The sequence below is a fragment of the Ktedonobacter robiniae genome (assembly GCF_016587375.1).
Lineage (GTDB): Bacteria > Chloroflexota > Ktedonobacteria > Ktedonobacterales > Ktedonobacteraceae > Ktedonobacter > Ktedonobacter robiniae.
Window position 1 is genome coordinate 2,267,419 of sequence record NZ_BNJG01000001.1, and the last position, 26,104, is coordinate 2,293,522.

Consider the following 26,104-nt stretch of genomic DNA (forward strand, 5'->3'; position numbering starts at 1 on the left):
CACGTTTTGCTTATGAAAGTAGCATAAGGCAATTAAGAGGTAATGTCGAAGTTGTGGTACCATTGGTCTACTATTCTGACTATAGAGGAGACGGAGCGGTTGACGCTAACCAAAATAGCTAAAGCGGTAATGTGACGGTTGAATAGAGAAGATGCACTGCGCCAGGCATAGGCAGTTTTATATCTGCCCGTGCCTGGCGCACTTTAATCTTGCTGAGTCTGTTTCTGATCAGGCCACAATTTGTAGGTTTAGCGTTGACTATAACGTTACTGGATCGCTAAACCTCTAAAAAGCCGATTCCCGAAGTGAGAACACTCTGTGGGTCCCAGCGCTGCTTGAGGGCATGCATGACTTTGAGCCCGTCGGGCTGGTAGCCCCAGCGTTCGATGTGACCGTTAAGCGCGTCCGGGAGAGCGGTGACGAGGGCGTAGCCGCCCTGCTGGAGGGCAGGCGTGCGTAACTCCTCTAACCATGCCTGGGTGCCGGGTACGCTCTCCTCCTGTGAGGCTATATAGATATGTCCACTGTTGAAGTCGACCATGTAATCGTTGCGCTCCAGTACTGCTTGCTGTTGCCGGATATAGGAGAAGGCTTTCCTAGGGGAAACACCGACGCGTACATGCGTTCCCTCGCGTCGGAGGAATTGCTCCCAGGCATTGGTGGCGCTCCAGTTCTCAACTATCTGCTCTTCAGGTGCGCCTGCTTCGCGTAGGGCCTCCTGCACTTGTTGGATTTCGGTCTCGACATCTTCGCGCAGTCCCTCGGCGCTATAGACCAGGGTATACGGTGAACCCTGCATATGCGGACCCTGATTACCACGATAGAGAACAATACCAGATCCGACGAGAGGATAGGCAAGCGCCGCCCTGGCCCAGTTCAGGCCCTGTTGTAGATCATCTACTGGTATGACAAGCGTTTGCTGCTGGCGTGGAAGGCTCGAAACCTTGAGTGTGATATCGCTCATCAGCCCCAGGGTGCCATAGGAGCCGACAAAGAGCCTGGTGATGTCGTAGCCCGCAACATTTTTAACGATGGGGCGGCCTGTCCGAATGACACGCCCATCTGACAGTGCCACTGTCGCATAGAGCACGAGATCGCGTATGGAGCCGTAGCGCATGCGCAGAGGGGCATTGATGTTGCTCGCGATAATGCCGCCAATGGTGGCATCTGGCCAGGGAGATGTGATTGGCAGTTGTTTCTTCTCCTCGACCAGGAAGTCCTGAATTTCATGGAGCGTTGTGCCAGCACCCACGGTAATATACATGTCGTCGCGGGCATATTCCTTGATGCCGCGCATATTCGCTGTGCTGATCTGCACTCCGGGTTGCTGGAAGCGCTTATGGTTGATATAAGCCCTCTGGCGGCCTTCAGCGAGCGCAAGGAGTCCCTGCGCAGCATCCTCAGCATTTTCGGGCGTGAAGACATGCTCAGGCGTTTCTCTGTTTGTGGTGGTATCTTGATAGTCGAGGGTATAGCCCTTGAAGGGAGTCTGTAAGCCAGGCTCTGGTGAGGGGAAGAGCTTGCCTGGATTGAGAATGTTCTTGGGATCAAATGCTTGCTTGATGTCCCACATGGCCATCAGTTCATGAGGCTTGTGCATGAGCGTCATAAACTCGCGTTTCTCGATCCCGATGCCGTGCTCACCGCTCAGGCTACCCCCCTTTTCAACACAGCACTGGACCATGTCGCGGCCAGCCATATGTACCCGGTGCATTAGCTCAGGATTGCCCGGCTCGGGTACCAGGATCATGGGGTGTAAGTTACCATCACCAGCGTGAAGCAGGTGTCCTGCGCGCAGGTTATGCCGCTCGATTATTTGGTTGACCTCGCTCAGCGTCTCTGCCAGGCGGCTGCGAGGGACTGTAACATCGACGGTGTAATATGAAGGGCTCAGGCGTGTGACCGCGCCTGCGGCACTCTTGCGGGCTAGCCAGATACGAGCACGCTCATCTTCGCTATTGGCGATGCGGATATTCTTGCCACCGTTGGTAAGCAAGATTTGCTCGATTTCATGTATCTGCGTCCCCAGGCTTTCAATATATCCATCGACTTCAATGATGAGAATGGCTCCAGCGTCCAGGGGAAGGCCTGCTTTGGCAAAGGGCTCGATGATGTGAGTGATTTTCTGATCCATCATCTCCATGGTAGCGGGAACCAGGCCAGCGGCGATAATGGCGGAGACCGCGACGCCTGCCTGCTCGACCGAGTCGAAGACGACGAGCATGGTTTTGACACCTGGCGGGTTGCGTTGCAGGCGCACCGTGATCTCGGTAATCATGCCCAACATGCCCTCGCTACCAGTTAGTAGGCCGCAGAAGTCGTATTCAGGATAATCAAAGGCGCTCCCTCCGGCGTGGATAATACTGCCATCAGCCAGGACTGCCTTGAGACCTGTCACATAGTTGGTGGTCACGCCATATTTAAAGCAATGGGGGCCGCCGGAGTTTTCTGCGACGTTGCCGCCCATGGTAGAGGCGCGCTGACTGGATGGATCGGGAGGGAAATAGAGGCCATGTACTCTGGCCTGTTCATCCAGGCGGAGATTGATGAGGGCTGGCTCGACGATGGCACTCCTCCCCAGGGTCTCTATCTCCAAAATATGATTCATATGCGCGAACTCGACGATGACGCCGCCTCGATCCGCGACCGCGCCGCCCGAAAGGCCTGTTCCTGCTCCCCGGGCGACCAGGGGAATATTGTGCTGGGCGGCCCAGCGTACAACGCGGGCGACCTCTTCTGTGGTGCGAGGAAAGACTACACCTTCGGGTCTGCCTCGATCAATGCCGGCATCGACCTCGTAGGCGATGAGTGTGGCTCTATCCACAAATACCTGCCCTTTGGGAAGGATGTGTTCAAGTGAGTGTTGTGCTGTCTCTTTCAGCATTGAAGCCCCCCTCTTCCTAGATGGTTCTTACTTCTTTCTGGCAGTATATAACATGGAAAATAAATAATGGGAAAAGAAATCCTGGTGCAAGAGAATGGGCGAATGCCCATTCTCTTGCACCAGGATTTCTTTTCCCATTATTAGATGTAACCTGCCAAAGAAGTATTCCCTCAATTTTGCTGAGCCACGCTGGCCTGCTCACGCTCCCCGTGCCGCGATGTCCTCTCGCTCGTGCTCAGGTCCGATCTCAGACCGCTCTCACTCACACCACAAGGGCTCACCACACACGCGAAGAAACAGAATGGGAAACAAGCCGTACGATCATTAGTACTGCTCCGCTCCACCTGTTACCAGGCGTCCACGCGCAGCCTATCCACCAGGTCTTCTTCCTGGGATCTTGACTCTTCTTGAGAGTGGGAAAAGTTATCTTCGGGTCGGCTTCGCGCTTAGATGCTTTCAGCGCTTATCCCTTCTTGACGTAGCTACCCAGCTCTGGAGGAGGCCCCCCAACTGGCGCACTAGCGGTCAAGCCATCTCGGTCCTCTCGTACTGAAGATGACTCCCCTCACTTTTCCGACGCCCACGACGGATAGAGACCGAACTGTCTCGCGACGTTCTGAACCCAGCTCGCGTGCCGCTTTCATGGGCGAACAGCCCAACCCTTGGGACCTACTCCAGCCCCAGGATGCGACGAGCCGACATCGAGGTGCCAAACCTTGCCGTCGATGTGAACTCTTGGGCAAGATAAGCCTGTTATCCCCGGGGTAGCTTTTATCCGTTGAGCCACACTCCTTCCACACGGGAATGTGGGATCACTAAGCCCGACTTTCGTCCCTGCTCGGCCTGTACGCCTTACAGTCAAGCTCCCTTGTGCCTTTACACTCTACAGAGGGTGATGTCCATCCACCCTGAGGGAACCTTTGGGCGCCTCCGTTACTCTTTGGGAGGCGACCGCCCCAGTCAAACTACCCATCTGGCCCTGTTCACGTCCCGGATCACGGTGACGTGTGAGACACAAACCATGGTGAGAGTGGTATTTCACTGCTGCCTCCCTCACCCCCACAAGGATGAGTTCTCCGGCTCCCACCTATGCTACGCACACCATACTTCGTTTCCAGGCCAAACTGTAGTAAAGCTCCACGGGGTCTTTTTGTCCTGTCGTGGGTAACCCGTATCTTCACGGGTACTTCAATTTCGCCGAGTCCTCTGTCGAGACAGCGCTCAAGTCGTTACTCCTTTCGTGCGGGTCGGAACTTACCCGACAAGGAATTTCGCTACCTTAGGACCGTTATAGTTACGGCCGCCGTTCACCGGGGCTTAGATTCGTGGCTACGCACACCACTCCTCGTAACCTTCCGGCACTGGGCAGGAGTCAGCCCCTATACTTCCGCTTTCGCGTTCGCAGAGACCTGTGTTTTTGGTAAACAGTCGCTTGAGCCGATTTCTTGCAACCTTCTCACCATGTGTGCAAGCACACACAGCTACGCAGGCACCCCTTCTTCCAAAGGTACGGGGTTAATTTGCCGAGTTCCTTAACAGAGGGTCGCTCGATCACCTGGGGAGATTTCCCCCTGCCTACCAGTGTCGGTTTGCGGTACGGGCGGAACAGTTTCTGGCGAGAGGCTTTTCTTGACGGCCTGGGGACCAATGACTTCCGCACCCTCGCGGGCGCTCGGCCTCAGTGTCACGCATAATGTGTCCGGGATTTTCCTCGGTCACGCGCTTCAACAGAGGCACCGATCCTGTCCATTCGATCGGCTCACCTTCCCTACCGCGTCCCCCCATTGCTCATAACGAAACGTTCCGGTGCAGGATTCTCTGACCTGCTTTCCATCGCCTACGGCATGACGCCCTCGGCTTAGGGCCCGACTCACCCTGGGACGATTGACGTTGCCCAGGAACCCTCAGGCATTCGGTGTGTCTGGTTCTCGCAGACATTGCGCTACTCATTCCGGCATTCTCACTTCTCTTACCTCCACCAGTCCTTGCGGTCTGGCTTCTCAGGCGTCGAGAACGCTCCCCTACCAATATAGGTAGTCCTATATTCCACGGCTTCGGTACGATGCTTTAGCCTCGATACGTTGTCGGTGCCATTGCACTCGACCAGTGAGCTATTACGCACTCTTTAAATGGTGGCTGCTTCTAAGCCAACATCCTGGCTGTTTGGGCGCATTGACCCCCTTTGACACTGAGCATCGATTTGGAGACCTTAGCCGATGGTCTGGGCTGTTTCCCTTTTGACGACGAAGCTTAGCCCCCGCCGTCTCACTCGCGATAAACACGTAGTGGCATTCGGAGTTTGAGTAGGGTTGGTAACCCGCACAGGGCCCCTAGCCTATCCAGTGCTCTACCTCCACCACGCTCTTGGTCGCGGCTGTACCTCAATACATTTCGGGGAGAACCAGCTATCTCCGTGTTCGATTAGCATTTCACCCCTACCCACAAGTCATCCCCCAGTTTTGCAACACTGGTGGGTTCGAGCCTCGACGGACTGTTACATCCGCTTCACTCTGCTCATGGGTAGCTCACACGGTTTCGGGTCGCATCGCCGCTACATACACGCCTATTTGAGACTCGGTTGCCCTCTGGCTCCCCAGCTTTAGCGCTGGTTAACCTGCAACGTGCGATGCACTCGCCGGATCATTCTACAAAAGGCACGCCATCAGCCCTTGGTGCCTCGTGGCACAGTGGCCTCTGACTGCTTGTGAGTACGTGGTTTCAGGGACTCTTTCATCCCCCTCTCGGGGTACTTTTCACCTTTCCCTCACGGTACTTGTTCGCTATCGGTCGCTGAAGTTCTTTAGCCTTGGAGGGTGGTCCCCCCAGCTTCCCACAAGATTGCACGTGTCTCGTGGTACTCAGGATGCCAACCACGCTCATGTCCTCGTCCTCTACGGGACTCTCACCCCCTCTGGTGGCACCTTCCAATGCCTTCGAGTAAGCACATGATCGCTACTGTTGGTCCTACAACCCCGCCTATTCCGAAGAATAGATGGTTTGGGCTCGTCCCGGTTCGCTCGCCACTACTACGGGAATCTCGGTTGATTTCTCTTCCGCAGGCTACTGAGATGTTTCAGTTCACCCACGATCCTCCATATCGCCTATGTGTTCAGCGATAGGTCTCCAGACATGACTCTGGAGGGGTTGCCCCATTCGGATTCTCAGGGCTCATCGCTTGGATGCAGCTCCCCCTGAATGTTTCGCCGGTCTCCGCGTCCTTCATCGGTCTTCAGCGCCAAGGCATCCACCTCGTACTCTGTTTCGCTTGTTCTGCCTTGTCTGCTTCTTCTTGTGTTAACCCTTGTTGTATGGGATCTCGGTCTTCGTTCTTCACTGTCACGAGCTTCGAATGACTCACGTCACGGTTGGGCACTTGCATGCCAACGTGCTCGCTCAGCAAAATTGAAGGATACTTCTTTGGTTGTTCAGGTACAATGCGGGCTTCGGATCTGGGTTGAACCAGCGGCCGAACCGCTCAAGAGTGGAAGCAGGGGACAACGGACAGGTCGTTCCTGTTCGACCTGAGAGTGCAGTGCTACGTGAGCACTGATGACTCCCTAGAAAGGAGGTGATCCAGCCGCACCTTCCGGTACAGCTACCTTGTTACGACTTCACCCCAATCACCGACCCCACCCTCGACGCCTGCCTCTCACAAGGAGTTAGCCTGGCGGCTTCAGGTGTTGCCGACTTTCGTGGTGTGACGGGCGGTGTGTACAAGACCCGGGAACGTATTCACCGTAGTGTGCTGACCTACGGTTACTAGCAACTCCACCTTCATGCAGGCGAGTTTCAGCCTGCAATCTGAACTGAGACCAGGTTTTTGAGCTTGGCTCCCCCTCGCGGGTTGGCATCCCTTTGTTACTGGCCATTGTAGCGTGTGTGTCGCCCAAGTCGTAAGGGCCGTGCTGACTTGACGTCATCCCCGCCTTCCTCCCGTGAGGGCAGTTCCGCCTAGAAGTTGTAATAGGCAGTAGGGGTTGCGCTCGTTGCGGGACTTAACCCAACATCTCACGACACGAGCTGACGACAGCCATGCAGCACCTGTGCAAACGTCCCGAAGGAACAGCGCATTACCGCTGGTGCATCTGCATGTCAAGACTTGGTAAGGTTCTTCGCGTTGCATCGAATTAAACCACACGCTCCGCTGCTTGTGCGGGTCCCCGTCAATTCCTTTGAGTTTTAATCTTGCGACCGTACTCCCCAGGCGGACCACTTATTGCGTTTGCGACGGCACGGAAGGGGTCGATACCTCCCACACCTAGTGGTCATCGTTTACGGCTAGGACTACCAGGGTATCTAATCCTGTTCGCTCCCCTAGCTTTCGCACCTGAGCGTCAGATGCTTCCCAGGACACTGCCTTCGCCATTGGTGTTCCTCCGGATCTCTACGCATTTCACCACTCCACCCGGAATTCCGTGTCCCTCTGAAGCCCTCAAGTCTCGCCGTTTCCAAAGACCTTTCCCAGTTGAGCCGGGAACTGTCACTCCAGACGTACGAAACCGCCTGCGTGCGCTTTACGCCCAGTAACTCCGGACAACGCTCGCCCCCTACGTATTACCGCGGCTGCTGGCACGTAGTTAGCCGGGGCTTGTTCCTTGGGTACCGTCCTTGCTCGTCCCCAAGAAAAGCAGTTTACACTCCGAAAAGCGTCCTCCTGCACGCGGCGTTGCTCGTTCAGGGTTGCCCCCATTGACGAAAATTCCTCACTGCTGCCCCCGTAGGAGTCTGGGCCGTTCTCAATCCCAGTGTGGCTGACCATCCTCTCAGACCAGCTACCGATCGTGGCCTTGGTGAGCTCTTACCTCACCAACAAGCTAATCGGCCACAGGCCCATCCCAAGGCGCCCTTGCGAGCTTTGTTCCCGAAGAAACATATGCGGTATTGTCGGCGATTTCTCGCCGGTATTCCTCACCTCGGGGCAGGTACCCATGTGTTACTCACCCGTCCGCCACTCCCTCTCTTGCGAGAGGGCGTTCGACTTGCATGTGTTAGGCACGCCGCCAGCGTTTATCCTGAGCCAGGATCAAACTCGCCATTCAAGTGGTGAATGTATCTTCCACATCACTGCTACACAGCGACGTAGTAAGCATTGTAAGTTTGCGTCCAGGCTAGAAGCACGTTGTCGTTACTTCATTGCTTTGTTCGCAGAATTGACAGGAACGGTGTTCTCCGCGATTGAGACATGCTCAACCAACGAAGTTCCGTTGTACTTCTGCATTCCACTCTTCAGTTGTTCAGGGTGCTCTGGTTCGTTCTTCTTTTTGTTGTTGAACCGCAACCCGGCAAACCCGTAGGCTTGCCTCTTGTGTGTCGGGCGTTTCGAACTCTTGCAGTGTTTTCGCTGTTTTTGTTCGCTCGTCGACTGCTCCGGTAGTATCGCACACCGCCTGGGGTTTGTCAACCCCTTTTGCAAGGCTTTTTCGAAATCCGTTTTTTCGTTCTCGCTGTTCTCTGGCCTGCCAATGGCAGATATGTAAACGTGGCGTGATCGGCTCAACAATTTCGTGTGCTTGTCGTTGGAGCGAGGGTAAGTATGCCATACGAAAAAGGGCTTGTCAATACTTTTTATGACCAATCTCAAAACCCTCTTTTCTCGATGAGAAACGGTTTCTGTTGTGAGAAAGCCAATGTGTGGGGCTAAATTCGTTATGCAGTGATATTGCAGAGTTATAATCGATATAAAGGTATGGCTGTTTTTTTCGGGTCTGTTTTGAGCCATTCCACTTTTTAGCGAAAGTTTATTTTCAACCCCTGCAATGCTGAGCTGAAAAAAGAGGTGGTGGGGCATTGCCCCACCACCTCTTTTTTCATAAAGGTATGTGACCGTTATGGAGAAGCTATAGTTTAGCGTTCGCCCTTTTTGGGGAGGACCGCGCTAAAGGTGCCGCTCACTTTGACATCACCATTCTGATCTGCTGCCTGGACCTTGCCCGCAATGATGGCCTCGCCATTAACTTCGTTTTTCTCGGTGATGGTGCCGCTACAGGTGATAGTGTCGCCGAGATGGGTCATACCTTTAAAGCGGACGTTAAACTTGCGGAGCGCGGTTGGCCCCACATAGTCACTTAACATCTGTCCCACAAAGCCCATAATGAGCATACCATGGGCGATAATACCACCTGTACCAACCGCTTCGCCTACCGCAGGGTCGGTGTGAAGTGGATTGAAGTCTCCCGAGGCTCCCGCGTAGCGCACCAGGCGTTGCAGGGTCATGGGGTCTTTGGTGAGGGTGGGAATCTCGTCCCCAACCTGGACATCTTCAAAATAGCGCCTGGCTGCTGGCTGTGTATCTGTGGCCATGGCTGGCTTCTCCTTTGCTCTTTTATGATCTTGTTATTAACTGGCTTGTATGCGTACGATTACCATCGTGCGGGCAACTAGAACCTCCTGCTGATCCTGGTTGCTATAGCGTGTCTCCAGGGTGACGATGTCCATGCCAGAGCCATCCTTGCCACGGCGCGACTTTCCACTGGCAATTGTTGTGGTGCCCGTCAGTTTATCGCCAGGATAGATGGGGGCTAAATATTCGTATTCTTCTTCTCCATGAAGAATACGTTCAATTTCTAGTCCAGTAGATCTCAATTGCTCATTGAGTTGGGCGTTGCCCCAGAAATTAAAGATGGTGGGGGCGGTAGGAAAAAGCGGTATATCGCGGTAGCCAGCGGCCTGTGCAGCTTCGCGGCTGGTATAGATAGGGTTCTCATCGCCTATGGCGAGCGCAAGCTCCTGGATCTTGCAGCGCTCTACCTCGATGTGGAAAGGAGGAAAGCTCTGACCAACTTTACTGGTATCAAACATATATTTTCTTTTCGCTCCTCTATAAAGTACTTCTTGTGGACAGTATCAGACTTTCATTTTGCGTTGTCAAGCGATCCCGGCTCGCAAGCTCGCCTCTTGATAAGTTATATGGTGGTGTGGTTGCGGGCTGGTTCTGCCAGCCCGCAACCACACCACCATATAACTATCCATTTGCTTTGTTGCTTCGTTAGTAGTAGGTAGAGCTGCAATTTTCGATCTATTATTTGGCGGAGTATTACTATGAATGAACCTCATCGACAGAGGAAGCGTTTGATAAGGAAGCTTTCCTTCGCGGCTACCTGGCTTCTGTGTCTATGTTTACTACTGAATGCCTGCGCTCAGCAGGCTTCTATGGCTCCTCAGACAACGGCCACACCTCAAGCTCCTGCTGGGCCAGTTCCTACCCCGATCGTGCTTGATGATGCTATGCTGATTCAACGTATGGTGCAACATATGAGCCTGGAGCAGAAGCTGGGCCAGATGGCGATTGTGGAGTTTAATGGCTCGACGCTTGATGATACTTTGCGCCAGATGCTACAGAAATATGACGTCAGCGGTGTATTGATCGAGAATAAAAATGGCAATGCGCAGACACGTGAGCAGCTCACGGCTTTGAATAAGGCTATGCAGCAGGCCGCACCTTTTCCGCTTTTTATTACGACTGATTATGAAGGCGGCGTCGTTAATGAGTTGCGACGTATTACGGGTGAGCGCCCATCAGAAGCTACTATTGGGGCTAGCGGTGATCCCCAAAAAGCCTATCAGGCGGGGAGTAGTGCCGCCAAGGATTTAAGTGGATTGGGTCTCAACGTGAATTTTATGCCTACAGTGGATGTGCTGACAAATCCTAATAATCCCGGTTTACCCCAGCGCACCTTTGGCTCTAGTGCGACCCTGGTCACAAATATGGGGCGTGCCTATCTTAAAGGTTTGAATGAAGGCGGTGTCGTGGGATGCCTGAAGCATTTTCCGGGCCTGGGTAGCGCTAACCTGGACCCCCATCGCTCGCTGCCATATATGGATCGCAGCCTGGAGACCCTCAACCAGGTAGACCTTGTTCCCTATCGCACGATGATTGGCGAGGGTGTGGTACCAATGGTCATGGTGACCCACATTCTCAATCCCCAGCTGGACCCACAATTGCCTACATCGCTCTCGCCAAACGTCGTGACTAATATTCTTCGTAAGCAGTTGAATTTCCAAGGTGTGATTATTAGCGATACCCTCTGGATGGGTGGTGTAAGTAACACGTATGACCTATCGCACGCCGCGGTCCTGGCTGTCAAAGCAGGCACGGATCTTCTGCTGGGGCCGCGTGGACTTACTGAGACCGCGACCATGCTTGAAGGGCTGGCCCAGGCTGTCCATAGCGGGACGATTACTACGCATCAGATCGATGCCTCCGTCACACGCATCCTTACGCTAAAGCTAAAATACAATATCATTTCGCATGAGCAGGCCCTGCTGCTAGCAGGTGTGCTGGAGCCTGGCGAGCAGCAGAAATAGGTGCTCTGATTAGAAGTTTTTTTATTGGACGCGGGTGAAGTTGGCAAAGTTGGCGACGCGCATCTCTTCTACTTTGCCTTCGGCGTTCAGGACAAAGGTGATGAGATCCTCGCCAACCAGGGGTTTGCGCCACTGGGCTTTAAATGTATCGTAGTGCCAGTGTTCCAGGTCTGCGTACTTGGAGCCAAAGCGGAAGGTGAGCTTACTGCCCTCTTTATTGATGAAGGCTCGGCCATAGAAGGCGTCCTCATATTCGCCCACGTAGCCCACTGGATCTAGCGAAGGATGAGTGTTGCTTATCTGCTGGCTAATGCGATCCTTGCGCTCCAGGCTCATCCACTCCTTAACCTGCTTCTCCTGCTGTCTCTTCATCTGAAGGAACTCTTCGCTCCAATCACGTTCGGGTAGCTCAAGAAAACTATCAAAGACCTTCTGCTTTAGCGCGATCAGGGGCCACCTGGACTGAAAACCATTGGCAAGGGCGACGATGCCTAGCTGCTTCTCTGGCAGTATGGCGATGAGCGCTTCCATTCCTGGCATTGCTCCACTGTGATCGATAACTTTTTGCCCACAGTAATCCGCGAGGAACCAGCCCAGGCCATAGCAGACAAAGTTCGAGCCGGGGTGATCCAGCTGCATCAAGGGCGATTGATGGACGATCTGGGGCGTGTGTAGTTCGTTGATGACCTCTGAACTTAAAATCTTCTTCTGTTTAAAGGTGCCTTTTCCCAGTTGCAGGCGTATCCACTGGGCCAGGTCAAGCACATTCGAGGTGATGCCGCCACCGGGTCCTACGTTATCTGGGATGCTATAGATGTAGGGATCAGGGGTGTTATTGTTCTCTATATGAGGGATCGCGACGTTGCGTGTATGCAGCGCCGAGGCGCGAGTGGTGCCACTAGCGCTCATGCCAAGTGGTTTGAAGAAGCGCTCTTTTATAAATGTGTCCCAGGGGCGCCCGGTAACGGCGGCGACAACCTGGCCCGCGATGGTGAACATAAAGGTAAAGGCGCCCTGGCGCGTGCGAAAACTGTAGCTGGGTTTGAGATAGCGCAGGCGATAAATAACCTCGTTGCGATCAAAGTCGCCCCCTTCTCGCATCAGGTCGCCACCGTCCAGGCCGCTCCTCGCGCAGAGCAGGTCGCGTATGGTCAGCTCTTGTGTCACATAGGGATCATAGAGCTGGAAATCTGGCAGATACTTGATCACAGGATCATCCCACTGAAGCTTCTCTTCATCGACGAGCAGTCCAATGGCTGCCGCGGTGAAGGTTTTTGTGACCGATGAGATGCCAAAAATAGTATGCTCGCTGATTGCTTTATGCTCGCCTGCTTTGCGGATACCATAGCCTTTCGCGAAGATGGTTTCATCATCTTTGACAATGGCCAGCGCAAGCCCTGGGATATGCCAATCTGTGAGCATCTTCCCAATGTAATCGTCCAGGTCTGGGAGCAGTTCTTGCCGTACATACGTGGAAAGCGATGTTTGTGCTTGCATGTTATCCTCTCCTAATGCTTTAGCTTTATGGCTTTGCATAATGACGCCCGTTGGAACACATTACAATACTTCGGTAATTTTCTGCCGCACGCTATGGAATTGTATCCTCTTGCCAGGAGTCTTGTCCATCTTGCTCCTATTTATAGGATACTCAGCACCCGGTAATAGGATATATGGAGGGCACATTCAGTGTATAGGTTGTTATCTCTTAAGTGTATTACGATAGCGTAGCCTTTCTGGCTATAGAGCGGTAGAGGGCGCCTTATCCTGGTTTGTAATGCTAGCTAGCTAACACTATTTGGTCATTCCAGGCCCTGTGAGCAGCCCTGTTTTCCAGGGTGTGGTATAATTTACCAAATTGACCCCTCCCCTAGGGCTTTTTTGTGAGAGGAGTAAGATGAGGCGCGTGTTCCCTACTATAACCTGTTGCGCTTCATTAGTGACATATGTTTCGAAAAATTCTGATCGCCAATCGTGGTGAAATCGCGCTGCGTGTCATCCGGGCCTGTCGGGAGATGGGTATACGCAGCGTCATTGTTCACTCCGAGGCTGACCGCGATTCACTTCCTGTACGCCAGGCCGATGAGCGTATCTGCATCGGTCCCGGCCCCAGTGGGAAGAGTTATCTTAACATTCCCAATATTATTAGTGCCGCACTTATTTCTAACGCGGAAGCAATTCATCCCGGCTATGGTTTTCTCTCTGAGAATACCAGTTTTGCTGAGATCTGTAAGGATGTCAATATTACCTTTATTGGTCCCTCGGCGAGCGTTATGTCCGTCATGGGAGATAAGGTATCCGCGCGCGAGGCCATGATCAAGGCTGGTCTGCCTACGCTTCCCGGTACCCCTGTTTTGCGCACGCTCTCTGAAGCTCAGGATGCCGCGCGCGAGATTGGTTTCCCGCTGATGCTAAAGGCCGTGGCGGGTGGCGGTGGTCGTGGTATTCGCCTCATTAACAAGCCTGAGGAGTTTGATCGCGTCTTCACCGTGGCTCAAAATGAGGTTCGCGAGGCCTTCCGCGACGATGGTATCTATCTTGAGCGCTATGTCGCCAAGGCACGCCACGTCGAGATCCAGGTCCTGGTGGATAACTATGGCCATGGTGTACACCTGGGCGAGCGTAACTGCTCTTGTCAGCGTCGTAACCAGAAGGTACTTGAGGAGTCCCCGAGCCCGATTCTGCCGCGTGAGCTGTGCGAGGAGATGGGCCAGAAGGCCATTCGCGCCGTTCAGGAGGTCGGTTATCGCAACGCGGGTACGCTAGAGTTCCTGGTGGATGAGCAGAATCGCTACTACTTCATGGAGATGAATACTCGCCTCCAGGTGGAGCATCCTGTGACGGAGCTGGTGACCGGCATTGACCTGGTGAAGGAGCAAATTCGTATTGCCTCGGGCCTTCCCCTGCAACTCAAGCAGGAGGATATTAAGTTCCGGGGCCACGCGATTGAGGTTCGCATCACCGCTGAGGATGCCGATGCCGATTTTCGCCCACAGACCGGCGTGGTTGAGAATTACCAGGTTCCTGGCGGACCTGGCGTGCGCGTCGATAGCCACCTCTACTCGGGCTACGAAATTCCTCCGCACTATGATTCGCTGCTTTCAAAGCTTATTGTCTGGGCTGAGACACGAAATGAAGCCATCGCTCGTATGCAGCGTGCGCTCGATGAATATGAGATCGAAGGCTTGACGACGACGATCCCCTTCCATAAACGCTTGCTCAGTCATGAGGGCTTTATCCAGGGGGATACGTATACACGCTTTATTCAAGAAGAGGCCACTGCTCTAGGTATTGGCTAACTGTATTGGGAGGGGGAGAGAGCCAGCCGGCGGCGCGGTTCCGGCCAGGGCTTGGTGGGGAGTGATAAACCGCTTACTTCCTCTCCGAAAACCCTGAGCGCTTGTCCCCGAATGGGGGCGAAGCACTAGTCACGCCAGTGACGTTGGGTTTCGGAGTAGGGATTTTACTTCTTTTATGTAAACTACAGGAGGTGACTTCGTGTCTCGCGTAGTTGTAACCGGATTAGGACTGGTTACCTCGTTGGGTAACGACCTGGCTTCCTCGTGGGAGGCACTCTGTCAGGGCAAGTCTGGTGTTGGTGAGATTACTTCTTACGATACCGAACGCTTTCGAGTGCATTTTGCCGCTCAGATTAAGAACTTCGATCCCACTCCCTATATGGATCGCAAGGAGATTCGGCGCAATGATCCCTACGAGCAGCTCGCCATCGCCACGACCAAGCAGGCATTGGCTCAGGCTGGTTTAGAGATTACAAATGATATTGCCGACGAGGTCGGCGTGTATATTGGCAGCGGCATTGGTGGCCTGGTCACCCTGCACGATCAGTTTAAAATACTGCATGAGCAGGGGCCAAGCCGTATTAGCCCGTTCTTTATTAACATGATGATCGTCGATGGTGCGCCTGGCATCGTCTCGATTATGACGGGCGCGCGTGGTCCAAACTGGGCCGCGGTCTCCGCCTGCGCGACCAGCGGTAACACGATTGGTGAGGCCTGGGAGACCATTCGTCGTGGTGATGCGACGGTCATGATCGCAGGTGGCTCCGAGAAGGCGGTTACCCCTATCGCGATGGCGGCCTTTGATAATATGACCGCTCTCTCACGGCGCAATGATGATCCCCAGGGCGCCAGCCGTCCCTTCGATGGCACGCGTGATGGCTTCGTCATGGGTGAGGCCTCGGGCATGCTGATTCTGGAGGACCTGGAGTTTGCCAAGGCGCGTGGCGCGACCATCCTGGCTGAACTGGTCGGCTATGGTAGCACAGGTGACGCGAGCCATATTACCGCGCCTGCTCCTGGTGGCGAGGGCCTGGTGCGCGCGATGCGCCGCGCCTTGCAGAAGGCCAATCTGCGCCCCGACCAGGTCGACTATATCAACGCACATGGTACCTCCACTCCGTTTAATGATAGTACTGAGACGCAGGCCATCAAGACCACCTTCGGTGAGCATGCCTACAAGGTCGCTATCAGCTCGACCAAGTCCATGACGGGCCACACACTCGGCGCGGCTGGGGCGGTTGAGTCAGTGATCTCGATTCAGAGCATCCTGAATGGCATTATTCCGCCGACCATCAACCTGCATCATCCCGATCCAGAGTGTGATCTCGACTATGTGCCTAATGAGGCGCGTCACGCGACCGTCAATGTGGCCATGTCGAACTCCATGGGTTTTGGTGGTCATAATACCTGCTTAATATTCAAGCGATATGAAGAGTAATAGGTTATGAAGACTGAGAATCATGAGCAGTGGCTGGAGCGTGTTGAGAAACTGATCCAGGTCCTTGAGGGGAGTTCTATTGGTGAGCTGGAACTTGCCGAAGGGGAGTTGGAGATTACGATTAAACGCGATCCAGGTATGGTACTGGTCTCTGCCCCTACCGTCTCCGGACCAGTAGCCATCGCGGGAGCACCGGCTCCACGCGCTCAGAAGGCGGATACAACCGTTGCGGTCAACGCGCCTCTTACAGGTGTGTACTATTCCGCGGCCTCGCCCTCCTCTCCACCGTTCGTCAATATTGGCGAAACAATTCACGTTGGTCAGGTCGTGGCACTCATTGAGTCGATGAAAGTCTTCAATGAGGTCGTGTCCGAGGTTTCTGGTCGCGTTACCACCCTGGTGGCGAAGAGCGGAGACGTGATGCAGAAGGGTGCGCCGCTTATTCGCGTCGAACCCCTATAAGGAAATTTTGTCTGAACGTGAGAGGCCCTGACAGCCACAGGCTGTCAGGGCCTCTCGCGTTCAGACACCATACTTTAGCGGCGAGCATCGTGCTCGTCGTCAAATGATTGGGCCTCTTCCACCATGTAGCCGGCAGCACGCAGGCGACGCAGTAGTTCTTCGCACTGTGCCCGGTTGCGTGTTTCCAGCGTAATTGTTTCCTCGCGTTGCATGATGGGCAGGCGCTCGGTGATGCGTTGATAGCGTACGTCGATGACGTTGATGCGCATTTCGGCGATGACGTTGAGCAGGCGCATCAGCTCGCCTGGCTTGTCGTCGAGGCGTGTGTGGATGACGAAGTAGCGACCCGAGACCGCCAGTCCATGCTCAATAAAACGCCCAACAAGGTTGATGTCGATATTGCCGCCTGTGAGCGGCACGAGCACCTTTTTTCCCGGCAGCTTGACGACGCCGCTAAGGAGAGCGGCCAGGCCAATCGCGCCCGCGCCCTCGACGACCATCTTGCTGCGCTCCATGAGCAGGAGCACGGCCTTGATGATATCCTCATCGCTGACCAGAACAACATCATCGACGAGCTGCTTGATAATAGAGAAGGTCAGCTCGCCGGGGCGCTTGGTGGCGATACCATCGGCGATGGTGCTGATGGCGGGGAGTGTAACTGGTGTACCACCGTCGAGCGAGGCGCGACAACTGGGGGCGCCCGCGGCCTGCACACCAATGATTTTAATGTCGGGCTTGAGCGCGCGCGCGGCGATGGCGATGCCCGCGATCAGGCCACCACCTCCAATGGGGACAAGAATGGCGTCGGCATCGGGGAGATCATTGAGCATCTCCAAACCCAGGGTGCCTTGCCCCGCAATGACATCTGGATCGTCGAATGCATGGATAAAAGTCGCGCCGCTCTCATGCTGCAACTCACAGCAATACTTATAGGCGTCATCATAGGTGCTGCCGTAGAGCTCGACGGTCGCGCCATATTCCTGAGTGGCGACGACCTTGGCCAGGGGAGCACCCTCCGGCATGACGATGGTGCAGGGAATCTGGTGCTGGGCCGCGGCGATGGCTACGCCTTGCGCGTGATTGCCCGCTGAAGCCGCGATCACGCCAGCTTTATATTGTTCGGGAGTAAGTCGCGAAATTTTATATGCCGCCCCACGTGCCTTGAACGAACCTCCACGCTGTAAATGTTCAGCTTTGAGATAAACATCCGCCCCGGTCATCCGCTGATAGGTTCGTGATGGCGTGAGAGGCGTATGGTGCATAATAGGCTTGAGGAACTTATAAGCTTGCCAAATATCGGCGATAGTGACTGGTAATGGTGGTGTCTCGACCAGGGCAGGTAGCCGGGTGGTACCTGTTGTCGAGTCATGTTCAATAAGCATAAGACTGACGACTCCTTTCAACCCTCCGCATGCCACACCACGACCTTTGTGGTTTTGCGTAATTGCCGGTTCTCCATGCAGCTTTGCATCTGTGACTTGCAGAGCATTATAACATGCCATGTCATGGTAGACAAAAGGCTGTGACGTTCATGGCGATGTACTTGTATGCGCTTGCCTTGCGCTTCCGTCTTCATTGATCGGTTTTGCTGTACGTATAGGTGGAGTAGTCTCCCTTATATCTACGATTATACTCACGTGTATGTGTCAATATGTATCAATGTGATAATCACACACTTTTAAATAAAAAAGGGAACCAGTCACACCACTCTGGTTCCCTTGCTTTGTGTTTGCCTGTTTTTGTTGTTTTACTTCTGGCCTGGCCGGGGCGCTCTCTTTTCATGGGCTGGAGAAGAGATTGGGCTGGCCGAAGTCCTTCCTGTTGTGCGCGATGAATGAGCTAAAGGGCGGGATGGCTCCTTATGCCATATTAGTCGCGAGCGCGAAAGATTTTGACACGGCGGTTGGGCTCTTTGCCCCGACTGCGCGAAAGCAGGTTATAGCGTGTCGCCATCTGGTGCTGCAAGCGGCGAATATGGGAGTTGGCTGGCGGAAGCTCAGCCGTGGTCAACCCTTTATTGAGCACTTGATGAATCGCGTCCTCTGTCTCCAGAAGGGCCTGTTTGGTCGGGTCATCGAAGTGCATCTCATCCAAGGCTGGATGGCTCTCCTCACCTTCGACGGTATCCTCCTCTGGAATGTCGAAGATACGTGCCAGGGCATGCTGCATTTGCGAGACGGTATTGTTCTTCAGGATGATGAGTAGTTTACCGTCTTGTGCGGCCAGTTGCAGGCGCTCTCCCTGGTGCCGATAGTAGTTTTTCAGCGTCATCACGGCATCGGCCTCTTTCTGGTTGTTTGTGATCACAACCGGGACACGTAGATGGCGTGATGCGTCGCTAAGTCGGTCACGGTTGACCCCGAATGGATAGACACGCAAAGTCCGATTGAGCGGGAGGGTCTCGGTCCTATGATCCTCCTCAGGCTCGCTCTCGATGGCTGTGCCTGGCGTAGTCGTGACTTCAGCGGGCGAGGTGCCGGTTGGGGCTAAGGCCCTCATCGGCATGGGCGGTTCATTGGAGCCGCGCCGTGGGCGCTCTATCTGACGCACCCCCTTGCTGCTGCCACGCTCTGAGCGATCACTACGTTCGGAATGATCACCACGCTCGAACATACTGGGAGTAAAGCCCTGGCTACGGTTGCCCAGGCCTCCGATCCCATTGGGGGAAGCGTTCTCCATACCGTTTCGGCTGATACGGCGGAGTCCGATATGCCCCGTGTTCTCGTCGCGTGTGCGTTCCTCGGCCACAATGATCATGCCTCTGAGCATGGTATCGACTGTGTCGGCGACATCGCGATGCACAATGACCTCTTCCCAGCTCTGCTGTTCCACCACGACATCAAAAGTCGGTGGCGCCTTACGCTCAAGAATACTCTTTTGCGTATGGCGGCGGCGCGCCTCTTCGTCGCCCAGGGTGACGGTTTGAATACCACCAACCAGGTCCGAGAGGGTCGGATTCATCAGCAGATTGCCCAGGGTGTTGCCATGAGCCGTCGCGACGAGCTGGACACCACGTTCCGCAATGGTGCGGGCGGCGGCGGCCTCCAGTTCGGTGCCGATCTCGTCGATGACGATAACCTGGGGCATGTGGTTCTCCACAGCCTCGATCATCACCGCGTGCTGCTCAAGCGTACGTGCGACCTGCATACGACGCGCGCGTCCGATACCAGGATGAGGGATATCACCATCACCCGCGATCTCGTTGGAGGTATCAACCACCACGACGCGTTTGTTTGCTTCGTCTGCCAGGACGCGCGCGATCTCACGCAGGAGCGTGGTTTTACCCACGCCTGGGCGACCCAGAATCAGGATGGATTGTCCCTGCTCCACGATATCGCGGATGAGGGCGATACTTCCTAACACGGCTCGACCGATGCGGCACGTCAGTCCCACGACTTTTCCTTTGCGGTTGCGCAAAGCGCTAATTCGGTGTAGCGTTCGCTCTATCCCTGCGCGGTTATCATCGCCAAATTCGCCGATGCGTTCAACCACATATTCGAGGTCAGCATAGGTCACGGGCTGATTGCTTAAGAGGACCTCTCCCTCGGGGAAACGTCCCTCGGCTAATCGCCCGAGGTCCATTACGATCTCCAGCAGTTCGCTTCGGTTCTCTAGCCGATTGACCGCGTCGTGGATGCTAGGTGGAAGGGTTGCTAGCAGAGCCTCAAGATCGTCGGTGACCACATGTTGCATAGGCAGTTCTATCACCTCATTAACTTTTGGCGTGAATTGACCGTCCCCAGGCCCTTCAAGCCATAGACCGCTCTTTGTTCTAGCAGGGGGACTGTGCTTTGCCTCGTAGCTAGTGATGCCACGTGTCGCACGAGCAGCAGCCTGGTGGTTGACTGCTCAAATCCACTGTTGCTTAGAGCGGTAATAACACATGAGTCGTACTCGCGCACCAGGCAATAAATGCGGCGTACGTCTGTTTCCAGTAACCTGCGCATGCCAAAGCGTAACAGCGGCTCCGCCAGGTCGGCATGTTCTGGATGGACAATAAGAGAGAGACGATGGGGTATGGTGTTATGCCCTCGGCAAATGCGTAACCAGGCGCCCAGGCGCACGCCAACGTCGCAGACATAGTTCTCGTTCCAGGGTGAGAACCAGCGCTGTGGCCCGACATGCAATTTGGCGTATTCCTCGCTGTTTTCAAGCAGCTCGGCCATGCGCACACGCTGTGGTGTGGTGGCCCGGTACAGTTGATGCAGCCCCCAGGCATAGTGGCGATGCCACTTGCGCAGGGAGCTCAACTGTTCACCTTGCTCGGGTAAAGTTGTTCCCGGTTCATAGACATAGGTAAGCTCGCGCGCATAGCGTTGGAAGCCACTGCGTACGAACATGTCTACCTCCGGCACCTCATCTTCAACCTTCGCAAAGATACGCAATATTCCATGCGCCCCCGCCATCTCTAGGGTGTAGTCGAGCAGCGCGCTCAGTACCTCTTCGCTGGAGACGTTTCTGTTGCGCATGGAGGCAAGATATGAGAGATCCCACGCTTTGCGCGCGGGTCGTTCGTTCATTTGTGCGAAACCGAGTAATTGCCAGTGATCTTCACAGATCCAGGTTCGCGAAGCTGGGGTAAGCGGCAGAAGGTTACGCAGGATAGGTGAGGGCAGCGAGTCTCTCTCTACAGGCTCCAGCCAGCACACGAAATTCGCAATTCCGTGTTTCGGACTACGAGCATGTCGGTCCATTGCATAGATGATTCCCGGTAGATCCACGAACAGGACCGGTCGTATCATCCAGTTCTCCTGCGTCCCTTTAGGGGCATCAATGATGCCCCTAGTTGCTGACGCTCTCTACTATGCGGAGAAAGTATTGGTGGAAACGAGTGTCTCCCGATACCTCGGGATGAAATGCAGTACCTAGCCTGGTTCCTTCTCGGACAGCAACGATGGTTCCATCGTCGAGCGTAGCCAGCACTTCTACTCCTGGTCCAACCTTTTCGACCAGTGGACCGCGGATGAAGAAGGTGTGGAATGGCGCTTCGCCAAGTTCTGGCACTACGAGATCTGTCTCAAAACTTTCCCGCTGACTGCCGAAAGCGTTACGACGAACTTTGATGTCCAGCGAGGCCAGAAGTGGTTGGCCTGCCAGCGCATTATCCGTCTCTTGAGATAACAATATAAGACCTGCGCATGTTCCCCAGACCGGTATGCCGTCCCGAATTTTCTGCCTCAAGGGTTCCAGGAGGTTATACTCGATCATGAGTTTGCCTATCGTGGTACTTTCACCACCTGGTATAATTATACCATTTATTTCCTCTAGTTGCTCAGGGAGCCGAATAGCTTTTCCCTCAGCGCCTAACTCGGCCAGCATCCGTAGGTGGGCCTCAAAATCGCCCTGTAATGCTAATACGCCGATACGAGGCAAAAGGTTGCGTCCGTGTGTCATGGTGCCTGAGCCTGTTCCGCTACTACCAGCCACGACGAGCCATCAGGTCGTCCTGCGAGAGCTTATCCAGGTTGATACCAACCATTGGTTCACCCAGGTTGCGCGATACCTCGGCGACGATGCCCGCATCCTGGAAGTGTGTGGTGGCTCGAACGATGGCCTTGGCGCGCTTGAGAGGATCGCCAGACTTGAAGATGCCCGAACCCACGAAAATGCCTTCCGCGCCCAGGCGCATCATCAACGCGGCGTCTGCCGGGGTTGCGACGCCACCCGCTGAGAAGTTGACGACGGGCAGTTTGCCGGTGCGTGCGATCTCACGGACCAGGTCATATGGCGCGCCCAGATTCTTGGCCTCGCTCATCAGCTCTTCTTCTGGCAAATTCTGCAAGCGGCGAATACCGTCCATGATGGTGCGCATATGACGAACCGCCTCGACGATATTGCCGGTTCCGGCCTCGCCCTTGGTGCGCAACATTGCGGCGCCCTCACCCACGCGTCGCAGCGCCTCACCCAGGTCGCGCGCACCACAGACGAAGGGCACGTTAAAGAGATGCTTATTGACGTGGAAACTCTCATCGGCGGGCGTCAATACTTCCGACTCGTCGATGCAGTCAACGCCGATGGCCTGGAGAATCTCAGCCTCGACAAAATGACCAATGCGACACTTCGCCATAACCGGGATAGTGACGGCCTCTTTAATCTTGATGATTAGCTCGGGATCGCTCATGCGCGCAACGCCACCATGGGCGCGGATATCCGCTGGCACACGCTCAAGAGCCATAACGGCTGAGGCGCCAGCTTCCTCGGCGATCTTAGCCTGTTCGGCGTCGATGACGTCACAGATGACGCCACCTTTGAGCATCTCAGGGAAACTGCGTTTAACCTGTACTGTACCTGTCTGTTTTTCCATTGTGTAGAAATCTCCTGCCATTTATCTGAGAAATTTCGCGGCCGTAAATTTTCTTTTCGAATTCTAACATAGCCTTCTGGCTCTTGCTACAGCCAATCCCTTCCACTTAGACCAGCCATCTTACATTGGCTCCATCCATGTGAGCATAGTAGCTGGCTCTCTTCTTTTCTATCGACTATTTGGGGTACCTTCTACATCATTGAGCGAGACAGATGACTTCTCGCGCCTACGACGCAAAAAAATATATGTCACCAGCCAGGTTGGTGGGGCGTGCTACTTTCGTGTGAGGCCATGCTGTGTCCTGTGGAAGGAGAGACCTGGCGCGTATGCAGACGTTCCTCCCTTATGCCTCTTTTGAGGAGACGGCCCGGGTGCTGGACTCCAGGCGCCTGGGAAAGCAGCGGGTAGAGGCATCTCAAATCCTGAAGATCATTACGACGCCAGACTACCTGGGCGCGTGGCGGCATCATCCTGCCGTTATGATGTGGCATGGCTATGCTACCGCCCTGCGCGAGTATCTTAATACAATGTTGACCGAGTGGGAGCGTCGTGGTTACAAAAACATGAAGCTACATCACCACCTGGATGAGCAGCATATTCAATATCCCTGGTGGCTTGGCGACCCACGCCTGCACGACTCCCATAAATCAAATCTGCTGCGTAAAGATTGGCTCTACTACAGCCAATTTGGCTGGGAGATCTCCGACGATATTCCCTACTACTGGCCCGTTACCTATCGGCCGCCCGAGTAGTGTTCTCCTTCCGGATATACCAGATATAGCCACTGAAGCGGAAGGTTCCGTGCTCACTGGTAAAGAAGGGACTGACCTGCTCTAGTAGTGAAAGATAGACCTCTTCCTGGCTCCTCTCTCCTCTCTCCAGCACAGAGATGACCAGGCTTTTCGTCATCAAGTATCTTACTAAATCCTCTCTGGTGAAGAGTACTTCGTTGACATAGCGCTCCTCTCGGATGAAGCGCAGACCATGTTCGGCCAGGACATACGGGTCAAGGGGTTTATTTTCGCGGGGAGTAACGGGGTACTGGGTAAGATATTGCTGGGCGACCCATTGTTCAAAGGCCTGATTTTCGCGCATCGACCCTTCAAAGCTATTGTCATAGATTACCAGCCAGCCACCAGAACGGAGGACTCGCGCGGCTTCAGGCAGGAAGCGCATACGATCCACCCAGTGGAAGGCAGACGAGATGGTGATCAGGTCGATGCTTGCGCCATCAAACGGCAGTTGCTCGGCCGGAGCCAGGATATAGCTCACACCTGGCAGCTCCGTGGCGGCGGCAAGCATTTCGGGCGAGAGATCACAGCCAATCACCTGGTCCGCGATATGTTTGAGCGCGCGGGTAGATTGTCCCGTTCCACAGGCCACATCGAGCGCCTTTTTGACGGGTGTGTCCAGGTGAAGGGCGTTCTGGACCTTGGAGATCACAAGAGGGTGAAAGTAGGGCCGGAATGTGGCATAGCGCCGCGCCACATCTGCATCTGCAAAGTAGTTCATAGCTGAATGGTTCCCTCCTCCGTAGGAAAATTTCTTCTTAATTAAGATCATAGCACAAGGGGCGAACCATTCAAAAGAAAAAACAAATAAAAAGTAGTAAGGGCATCAAGGTAAATCAATTTCATCCAACGAGATCAAGCCCTTTTTCAAGGCATAGATGACAGCCTGGGTGTGATGCGCAAGTTGCAATATATGCCATGACGGCGATGGCGACAATAATGATTATATATTGCTGCGACATATGCTCTCACCTCAAATCACTACCTTTCGGAAACCTGGGCGCGCTTGTCCCCGAATGGGGGAGCGCTAGCCACGAGAGTGGCGTTGGTTGTCCGTATAAAAGGTCTTCTTATGAAGAAGTATTTTCTCTAATCTGAGGGCAAGTATACCGTCGCGGTTCCGCTTTGCCATCGCTGAAGGGCAGGATCTTGTTCTCCCCCAAAAGGGGGAGCTAGGAGTTCAATTGAGCCATAAGTTGCCCATAGCTATAGGCGGCATTAGCCCCGCCCTGCTTACTTCCATTACCGTTGAGTACCTGGTCGCAGAGGGTGCGAATTTGTTGTAGTGTTGCCTGGTCGAAGGGATTCTGAGCGAGATTGATTGCCAGTTGATCCAGGCGAGAGGTCCACTCACGGATATTTTCCAGGGTGGTTCGTGCCTGCTCTGCATGCTGCTTGATGGTGGCGCTGGAATCGCTTTGTGTGGCTGCCAGCGAGACATGCATCAGGCTCATCTCGATATAGGCCCCCGCTCCTACAAGGCCAAAGCCGTCGCCTGCCTGCGCAATCTGCATTGTTGCGCACCGGGAGAAGAGTGCGGCGTAGTGCGCTCCTCTCGTTCCCTCGACGATATTGAGTATATTCTGTGCGACACAGCGTACTGCCTGAGAGGGCAATGTGCGATTTTTAAGGAGGGTGGCCTGGGTGTTGAGCTGTCGCGCCTGCTCGCGTAGCCCGACCAGTAGCCCAACCTGCCCAGGCGTTTCGTCCAGGTGGACCAGTAGGTGACGTAGATGCACAAAGGCGAGCGGGGGGAAGTCAGCTTTGAAGACGATTTTTCCTGTGGGGACGGTGACCTTGCTACTCTCCTGTGTGACCTGGATGAGGTTCCCCAGACTAAGTAGATTGGTTGCTCCCAGCGTCCGTTGCAGGACATAGTCTGTTCCGTGTGGCATCAATTGACCCAGTGGAGTAATATGCTCCGCCTCATCGTCGATGAGCCAGGCTAGGTAGGTCGCATTATCGGCTGGGGCGTTGAGCTGCTTGAGCGTAATGGTCACGCGGTTGCTTTTGCCTGGTGTTTGTGGATCATCGGTGAAGGAGACCTCGCCCTGAACCTGAGTGCGGTTTTGACTGCTAAAATCGCGTGAGAGGCGATAGCCACCAATCGAACGAGTTTTGATTAGAGCATAAGCGCCTACACCAATCGAGCTAATCAATAACGCGATGGCAATGAAAATAAGCATGGAGCGAAAGAAGGTGTTGTGCTGTCCCCGAGGAAGCCCGGTGATAGGCTCGGCCAGGGCGAGGTGTAGCGCGGAGGGTGAGAGTTCCTTTCTAGCGAGATCGATCTCAGGAAGCTCCCTGGTGACATATTGCCTCTTCGCTTGCATTTCATTATGGTGAGGGACAAATGCGTTGTGTGACCCTGTCTGTCCTGGTCGCAGGCCGAACCCTATGCCTGATGCAGCTTGTGGTCCTGGCGGCGGAGCGTGTACTATGGGTCTCTCCATAATGAGACCACGCCCTGCCTGGCCTGGTACGATGGCGAGGGGGGCTGGCTGCCGCTGCGACAACGGCTCTTGTTTGGAGTGCAGGCGCTGCCCACAATGGCCACAGAAGATGGCCCCTGGCTCCATTTCCTCACGACAAATAGTACATTTCATGATGACTACCCCTGGCTTC

At 54.5% G+C, this 26,104-nt stretch carries 17 protein-coding genes and 2 rRNA genes; 5 read left to right on the top strand and 14 right to left on the bottom strand.

What is annotated here, in order from left to right:
- Window positions 1-277: 277 nt before the first annotated feature.
- From JMJ04_RS09465 to JMJ04_RS09490, 6 genes are all read right to left on the bottom strand, one after another.
- The gene (locus tag JMJ04_RS09465) at window positions 278-2,884 is read right to left on the bottom strand and encodes an FAD-binding oxidoreductase (protein WP_201370280.1); all 2,607 of its coding nucleotides are present in this window, start codon (window positions 2,882-2,884) and stop codon (window positions 278-280) included.
- Between the two features lie 304 nt (window positions 2,885-3,188).
- Window positions 3,189-6,155 (bottom strand): 23S ribosomal RNA (locus tag JMJ04_RS09470).
- A 290-nt stretch (window positions 6,156-6,445) separates the two neighbouring features.
- A 16S ribosomal RNA gene (locus tag JMJ04_RS09475) occupies window positions 6,446-7,923 on the bottom strand.
- The 16S and 23S rRNA genes sit together here, the layout of an rRNA operon.
- Before the next feature lie 86 nt (window positions 7,924-8,009).
- Window positions 8,010-8,672, bottom strand: coding sequence for a hypothetical protein (locus JMJ04_RS09480; RefSeq protein ID WP_201370281.1), 663 nt, complete (start codon window positions 8,670-8,672; stop codon window positions 8,010-8,012).
- Window positions 8,673-8,728: 56 nt separating this feature from the next.
- Complete coding sequence (locus JMJ04_RS09485) at window positions 8,729-9,184, bottom strand: MaoC/PaaZ C-terminal domain-containing protein (protein ID WP_201370282.1); 456 nt, start codon at window positions 9,182-9,184, stop codon at window positions 8,729-8,731.
- A gap of 36 nt (window positions 9,185-9,220) precedes the next feature.
- Window positions 9,221-9,682 carry an FAS1-like dehydratase domain-containing protein gene (locus tag JMJ04_RS09490; protein ID WP_201370283.1) on the bottom strand — a complete coding sequence of 154 codons (462 nt, stop codon included), beginning with the start codon at window positions 9,680-9,682 and terminating at the stop codon, window positions 9,221-9,223.
- 351 nt (window positions 9,683-10,033) lie between these two features.
- Here JMJ04_RS09490 and JMJ04_RS09495 point away from each other — a divergent pair, with 351 nt between their 5' ends.
- Window positions 10,034-11,188 (top strand): glycoside hydrolase family 3 protein, encoded by a 1,155-nt coding sequence (locus JMJ04_RS09495; protein WP_201370284.1) that lies wholly within the window; start codon window positions 10,034-10,036, stop codon window positions 11,186-11,188.
- Between the two features lie 21 nt (window positions 11,189-11,209).
- Here the strand turns inward: JMJ04_RS09495 and JMJ04_RS09500 are convergent, their stop codons facing one another.
- Window positions 11,210-12,685: a serine hydrolase gene (locus JMJ04_RS09500; RefSeq protein WP_201370285.1), complete on the bottom strand. Its 1,476-nt coding sequence runs from the start codon at window positions 12,683-12,685 to the stop codon at window positions 11,210-11,212.
- A 446-nt stretch (window positions 12,686-13,131) separates the two neighbouring features.
- Between JMJ04_RS09500 and accC the strand changes: the two genes are divergently transcribed.
- The 3 genes from accC to JMJ04_RS09515 all read left to right on the top strand — a co-directional run bounded on the left by accC (window position 13,132) and on the right by JMJ04_RS09515 (window position 16,384).
- Entirely contained in the window at window positions 13,132-14,484 is a 1,353-nt protein-coding gene (gene accC / locus JMJ04_RS09505) for an acetyl-CoA carboxylase biotin carboxylase subunit (protein WP_201370286.1), read from the top strand.
- A 199-nt stretch (window positions 14,485-14,683) separates the two neighbouring features.
- On the top strand, window positions 14,684-15,922 hold the full coding sequence (gene fabF / locus JMJ04_RS09510; RefSeq protein WP_201370287.1) for a beta-ketoacyl-ACP synthase II: 1,239 nt from the start codon (window positions 14,684-14,686) through the stop codon (window positions 15,920-15,922).
- Between the two features lie 6 nt (window positions 15,923-15,928).
- Window positions 15,929-16,384, top strand: coding sequence for an acetyl-CoA carboxylase biotin carboxyl carrier protein (locus tag JMJ04_RS09515; protein WP_201370288.1), 456 nt, complete (start codon window positions 15,929-15,931; stop codon window positions 16,382-16,384).
- A 74-nt stretch (window positions 16,385-16,458) separates the two neighbouring features.
- Here the strand turns inward: JMJ04_RS09515 and ilvA are convergent, their stop codons facing one another.
- From ilvA to pdxS, 5 genes are all read right to left on the bottom strand, one after another.
- Window positions 16,459-17,766, bottom strand: coding sequence for a threonine ammonia-lyase (ilvA, locus tag JMJ04_RS09520; protein ID WP_201370289.1), 1,308 nt, complete (start codon window positions 17,764-17,766; stop codon window positions 16,459-16,461).
- A gap of 487 nt (window positions 17,767-18,253) precedes the next feature.
- Window positions 18,254-20,077: a R3H domain-containing nucleic acid-binding protein gene (locus JMJ04_RS09525; RefSeq protein ID WP_201370290.1), complete on the bottom strand. Its 1,824-nt coding sequence runs from the start codon at window positions 20,075-20,077 to the stop codon at window positions 18,254-18,256.
- An 11-nt stretch (window positions 20,078-20,088) separates the two neighbouring features.
- On the bottom strand, window positions 20,089-21,126 hold the full coding sequence (locus JMJ04_RS09530; RefSeq protein ID WP_201370291.1) for a hypothetical protein: 1,038 nt from the start codon (window positions 21,124-21,126) through the stop codon (window positions 20,089-20,091).
- Between the two features lie 40 nt (window positions 21,127-21,166).
- Window positions 21,167-21,778, bottom strand: a complete 612-nt coding sequence (pdxT, locus tag JMJ04_RS09535; RefSeq protein ID WP_201370292.1) for a pyridoxal 5'-phosphate synthase glutaminase subunit PdxT — start codon at window positions 21,776-21,778, stop codon at window positions 21,167-21,169.
- A gap of 22 nt (window positions 21,779-21,800) precedes the next feature.
- Window positions 21,801-22,688, bottom strand: a complete 888-nt coding sequence (gene pdxS, locus JMJ04_RS09540; RefSeq protein ID WP_201370293.1) for a pyridoxal 5'-phosphate synthase lyase subunit PdxS — start codon at window positions 22,686-22,688, stop codon at window positions 21,801-21,803.
- 326 nt (window positions 22,689-23,014) lie between these two features.
- Between pdxS and JMJ04_RS09545 the strand changes: the two genes are divergently transcribed.
- Window positions 23,015-23,440: an MSMEG_6728 family protein gene (locus JMJ04_RS09545; protein ID WP_007913307.1), complete on the top strand. Its 426-nt coding sequence runs from the start codon at window positions 23,015-23,017 to the stop codon at window positions 23,438-23,440.
- Here JMJ04_RS09545 and JMJ04_RS09550 read toward each other — a convergent pair.
- Together JMJ04_RS09550 and JMJ04_RS09555 are read right to left on the bottom strand one after the other, a co-directional pair.
- Entirely contained in the window at window positions 23,418-24,200 is a 783-nt protein-coding gene (locus JMJ04_RS09550; RefSeq protein WP_201370294.1) for a class I SAM-dependent methyltransferase, read from the bottom strand. The genes JMJ04_RS09545 and JMJ04_RS09550 overlap by 23 nt on opposite strands.
- A gap of 451 nt (window positions 24,201-24,651) precedes the next feature.
- Window positions 24,652-26,085 (bottom strand): zinc ribbon domain-containing protein, encoded by a 1,434-nt coding sequence (locus JMJ04_RS09555; RefSeq protein WP_201370295.1) that lies wholly within the window; start codon window positions 26,083-26,085, stop codon window positions 24,652-24,654.
- Between the last annotated feature and the right edge of the window lie 19 nt (window positions 26,086-26,104).

Excerpts from the sequence above, each read along its gene's own strand:
- JMJ04_RS09465 (WP_201370280.1), bottom strand. The coding sequence starts at position 2,884 with ATGCTGAAAGAGACAGCACAACACTCACTTGAACACATCCTTCCCAAA.
- JMJ04_RS09480 (WP_201370281.1), bottom strand. The coding sequence starts at position 8,672 with ATGCCCCACCACCTCTTTTTTCAGCTCAGCATTGCAGGGGTTGAAAAT.
- JMJ04_RS09485 (WP_201370282.1), bottom strand. The coding sequence starts at position 9,184 with ATGGCCACAGATACACAGCCAGCAGCCAGGCGCTATTTTGAAGATGTC.
- JMJ04_RS09490 (WP_201370283.1), bottom strand. The coding sequence starts at position 9,682 with ATGTTTGATACCAGTAAAGTTGGTCAGAGCTTTCCTCCTTTCCACATC.
- JMJ04_RS09495 (WP_201370284.1), top strand. The coding sequence starts at position 10,034 with ATGGCTCCTCAGACAACGGCCACACCTCAAGCTCCTGCTGGGCCAGTT.
- JMJ04_RS09500 (WP_201370285.1), bottom strand. The coding sequence starts at position 12,685 with ATGCAAGCACAAACATCGCTTTCCACGTATGTACGGCAAGAACTGCTC.
- accC (WP_201370286.1), top strand. The coding sequence starts at position 13,132 with ATGTTTCGAAAAATTCTGATCGCCAATCGTGGTGAAATCGCGCTGCGT.
- JMJ04_RS09515 (WP_201370288.1), top strand. The coding sequence starts at position 15,929 with ATGAAGACTGAGAATCATGAGCAGTGGCTGGAGCGTGTTGAGAAACTG.
- ilvA (WP_201370289.1), bottom strand. The coding sequence starts at position 17,766 with ATGCTTATTGAACATGACTCGACAACAGGTACCACCCGGCTACCTGCC.
- JMJ04_RS09525 (WP_201370290.1), bottom strand. The coding sequence starts at position 20,077 with ATGCAACATGTGGTCACCGACGATCTTGAGGCTCTGCTAGCAACCCTT.
- JMJ04_RS09530 (WP_201370291.1), bottom strand. The coding sequence starts at position 21,126 with ATGATACGACCGGTCCTGTTCGTGGATCTACCGGGAATCATCTATGCA.
- pdxT (WP_201370292.1), bottom strand. The coding sequence starts at position 21,778 with ATGACACACGGACGCAACCTTTTGCCTCGTATCGGCGTATTAGCATTA.
- pdxS (WP_201370293.1), bottom strand. The coding sequence starts at position 22,688 with ATGGAAAAACAGACAGGTACAGTACAGGTTAAACGCAGTTTCCCTGAG.
- JMJ04_RS09545 (WP_007913307.1), top strand. The coding sequence starts at position 23,015 with ATGCAGACGTTCCTCCCTTATGCCTCTTTTGAGGAGACGGCCCGGGTG.
- JMJ04_RS09550 (WP_201370294.1), bottom strand. The coding sequence starts at position 24,200 with ATGAACTACTTTGCAGATGCAGATGTGGCGCGGCGCTATGCCACATTC.
- JMJ04_RS09555 (WP_201370295.1), bottom strand. The coding sequence starts at position 26,085 with ATGAAATGTACTATTTGTCGTGAGGAAATGGAGCCAGGGGCCATCTTC.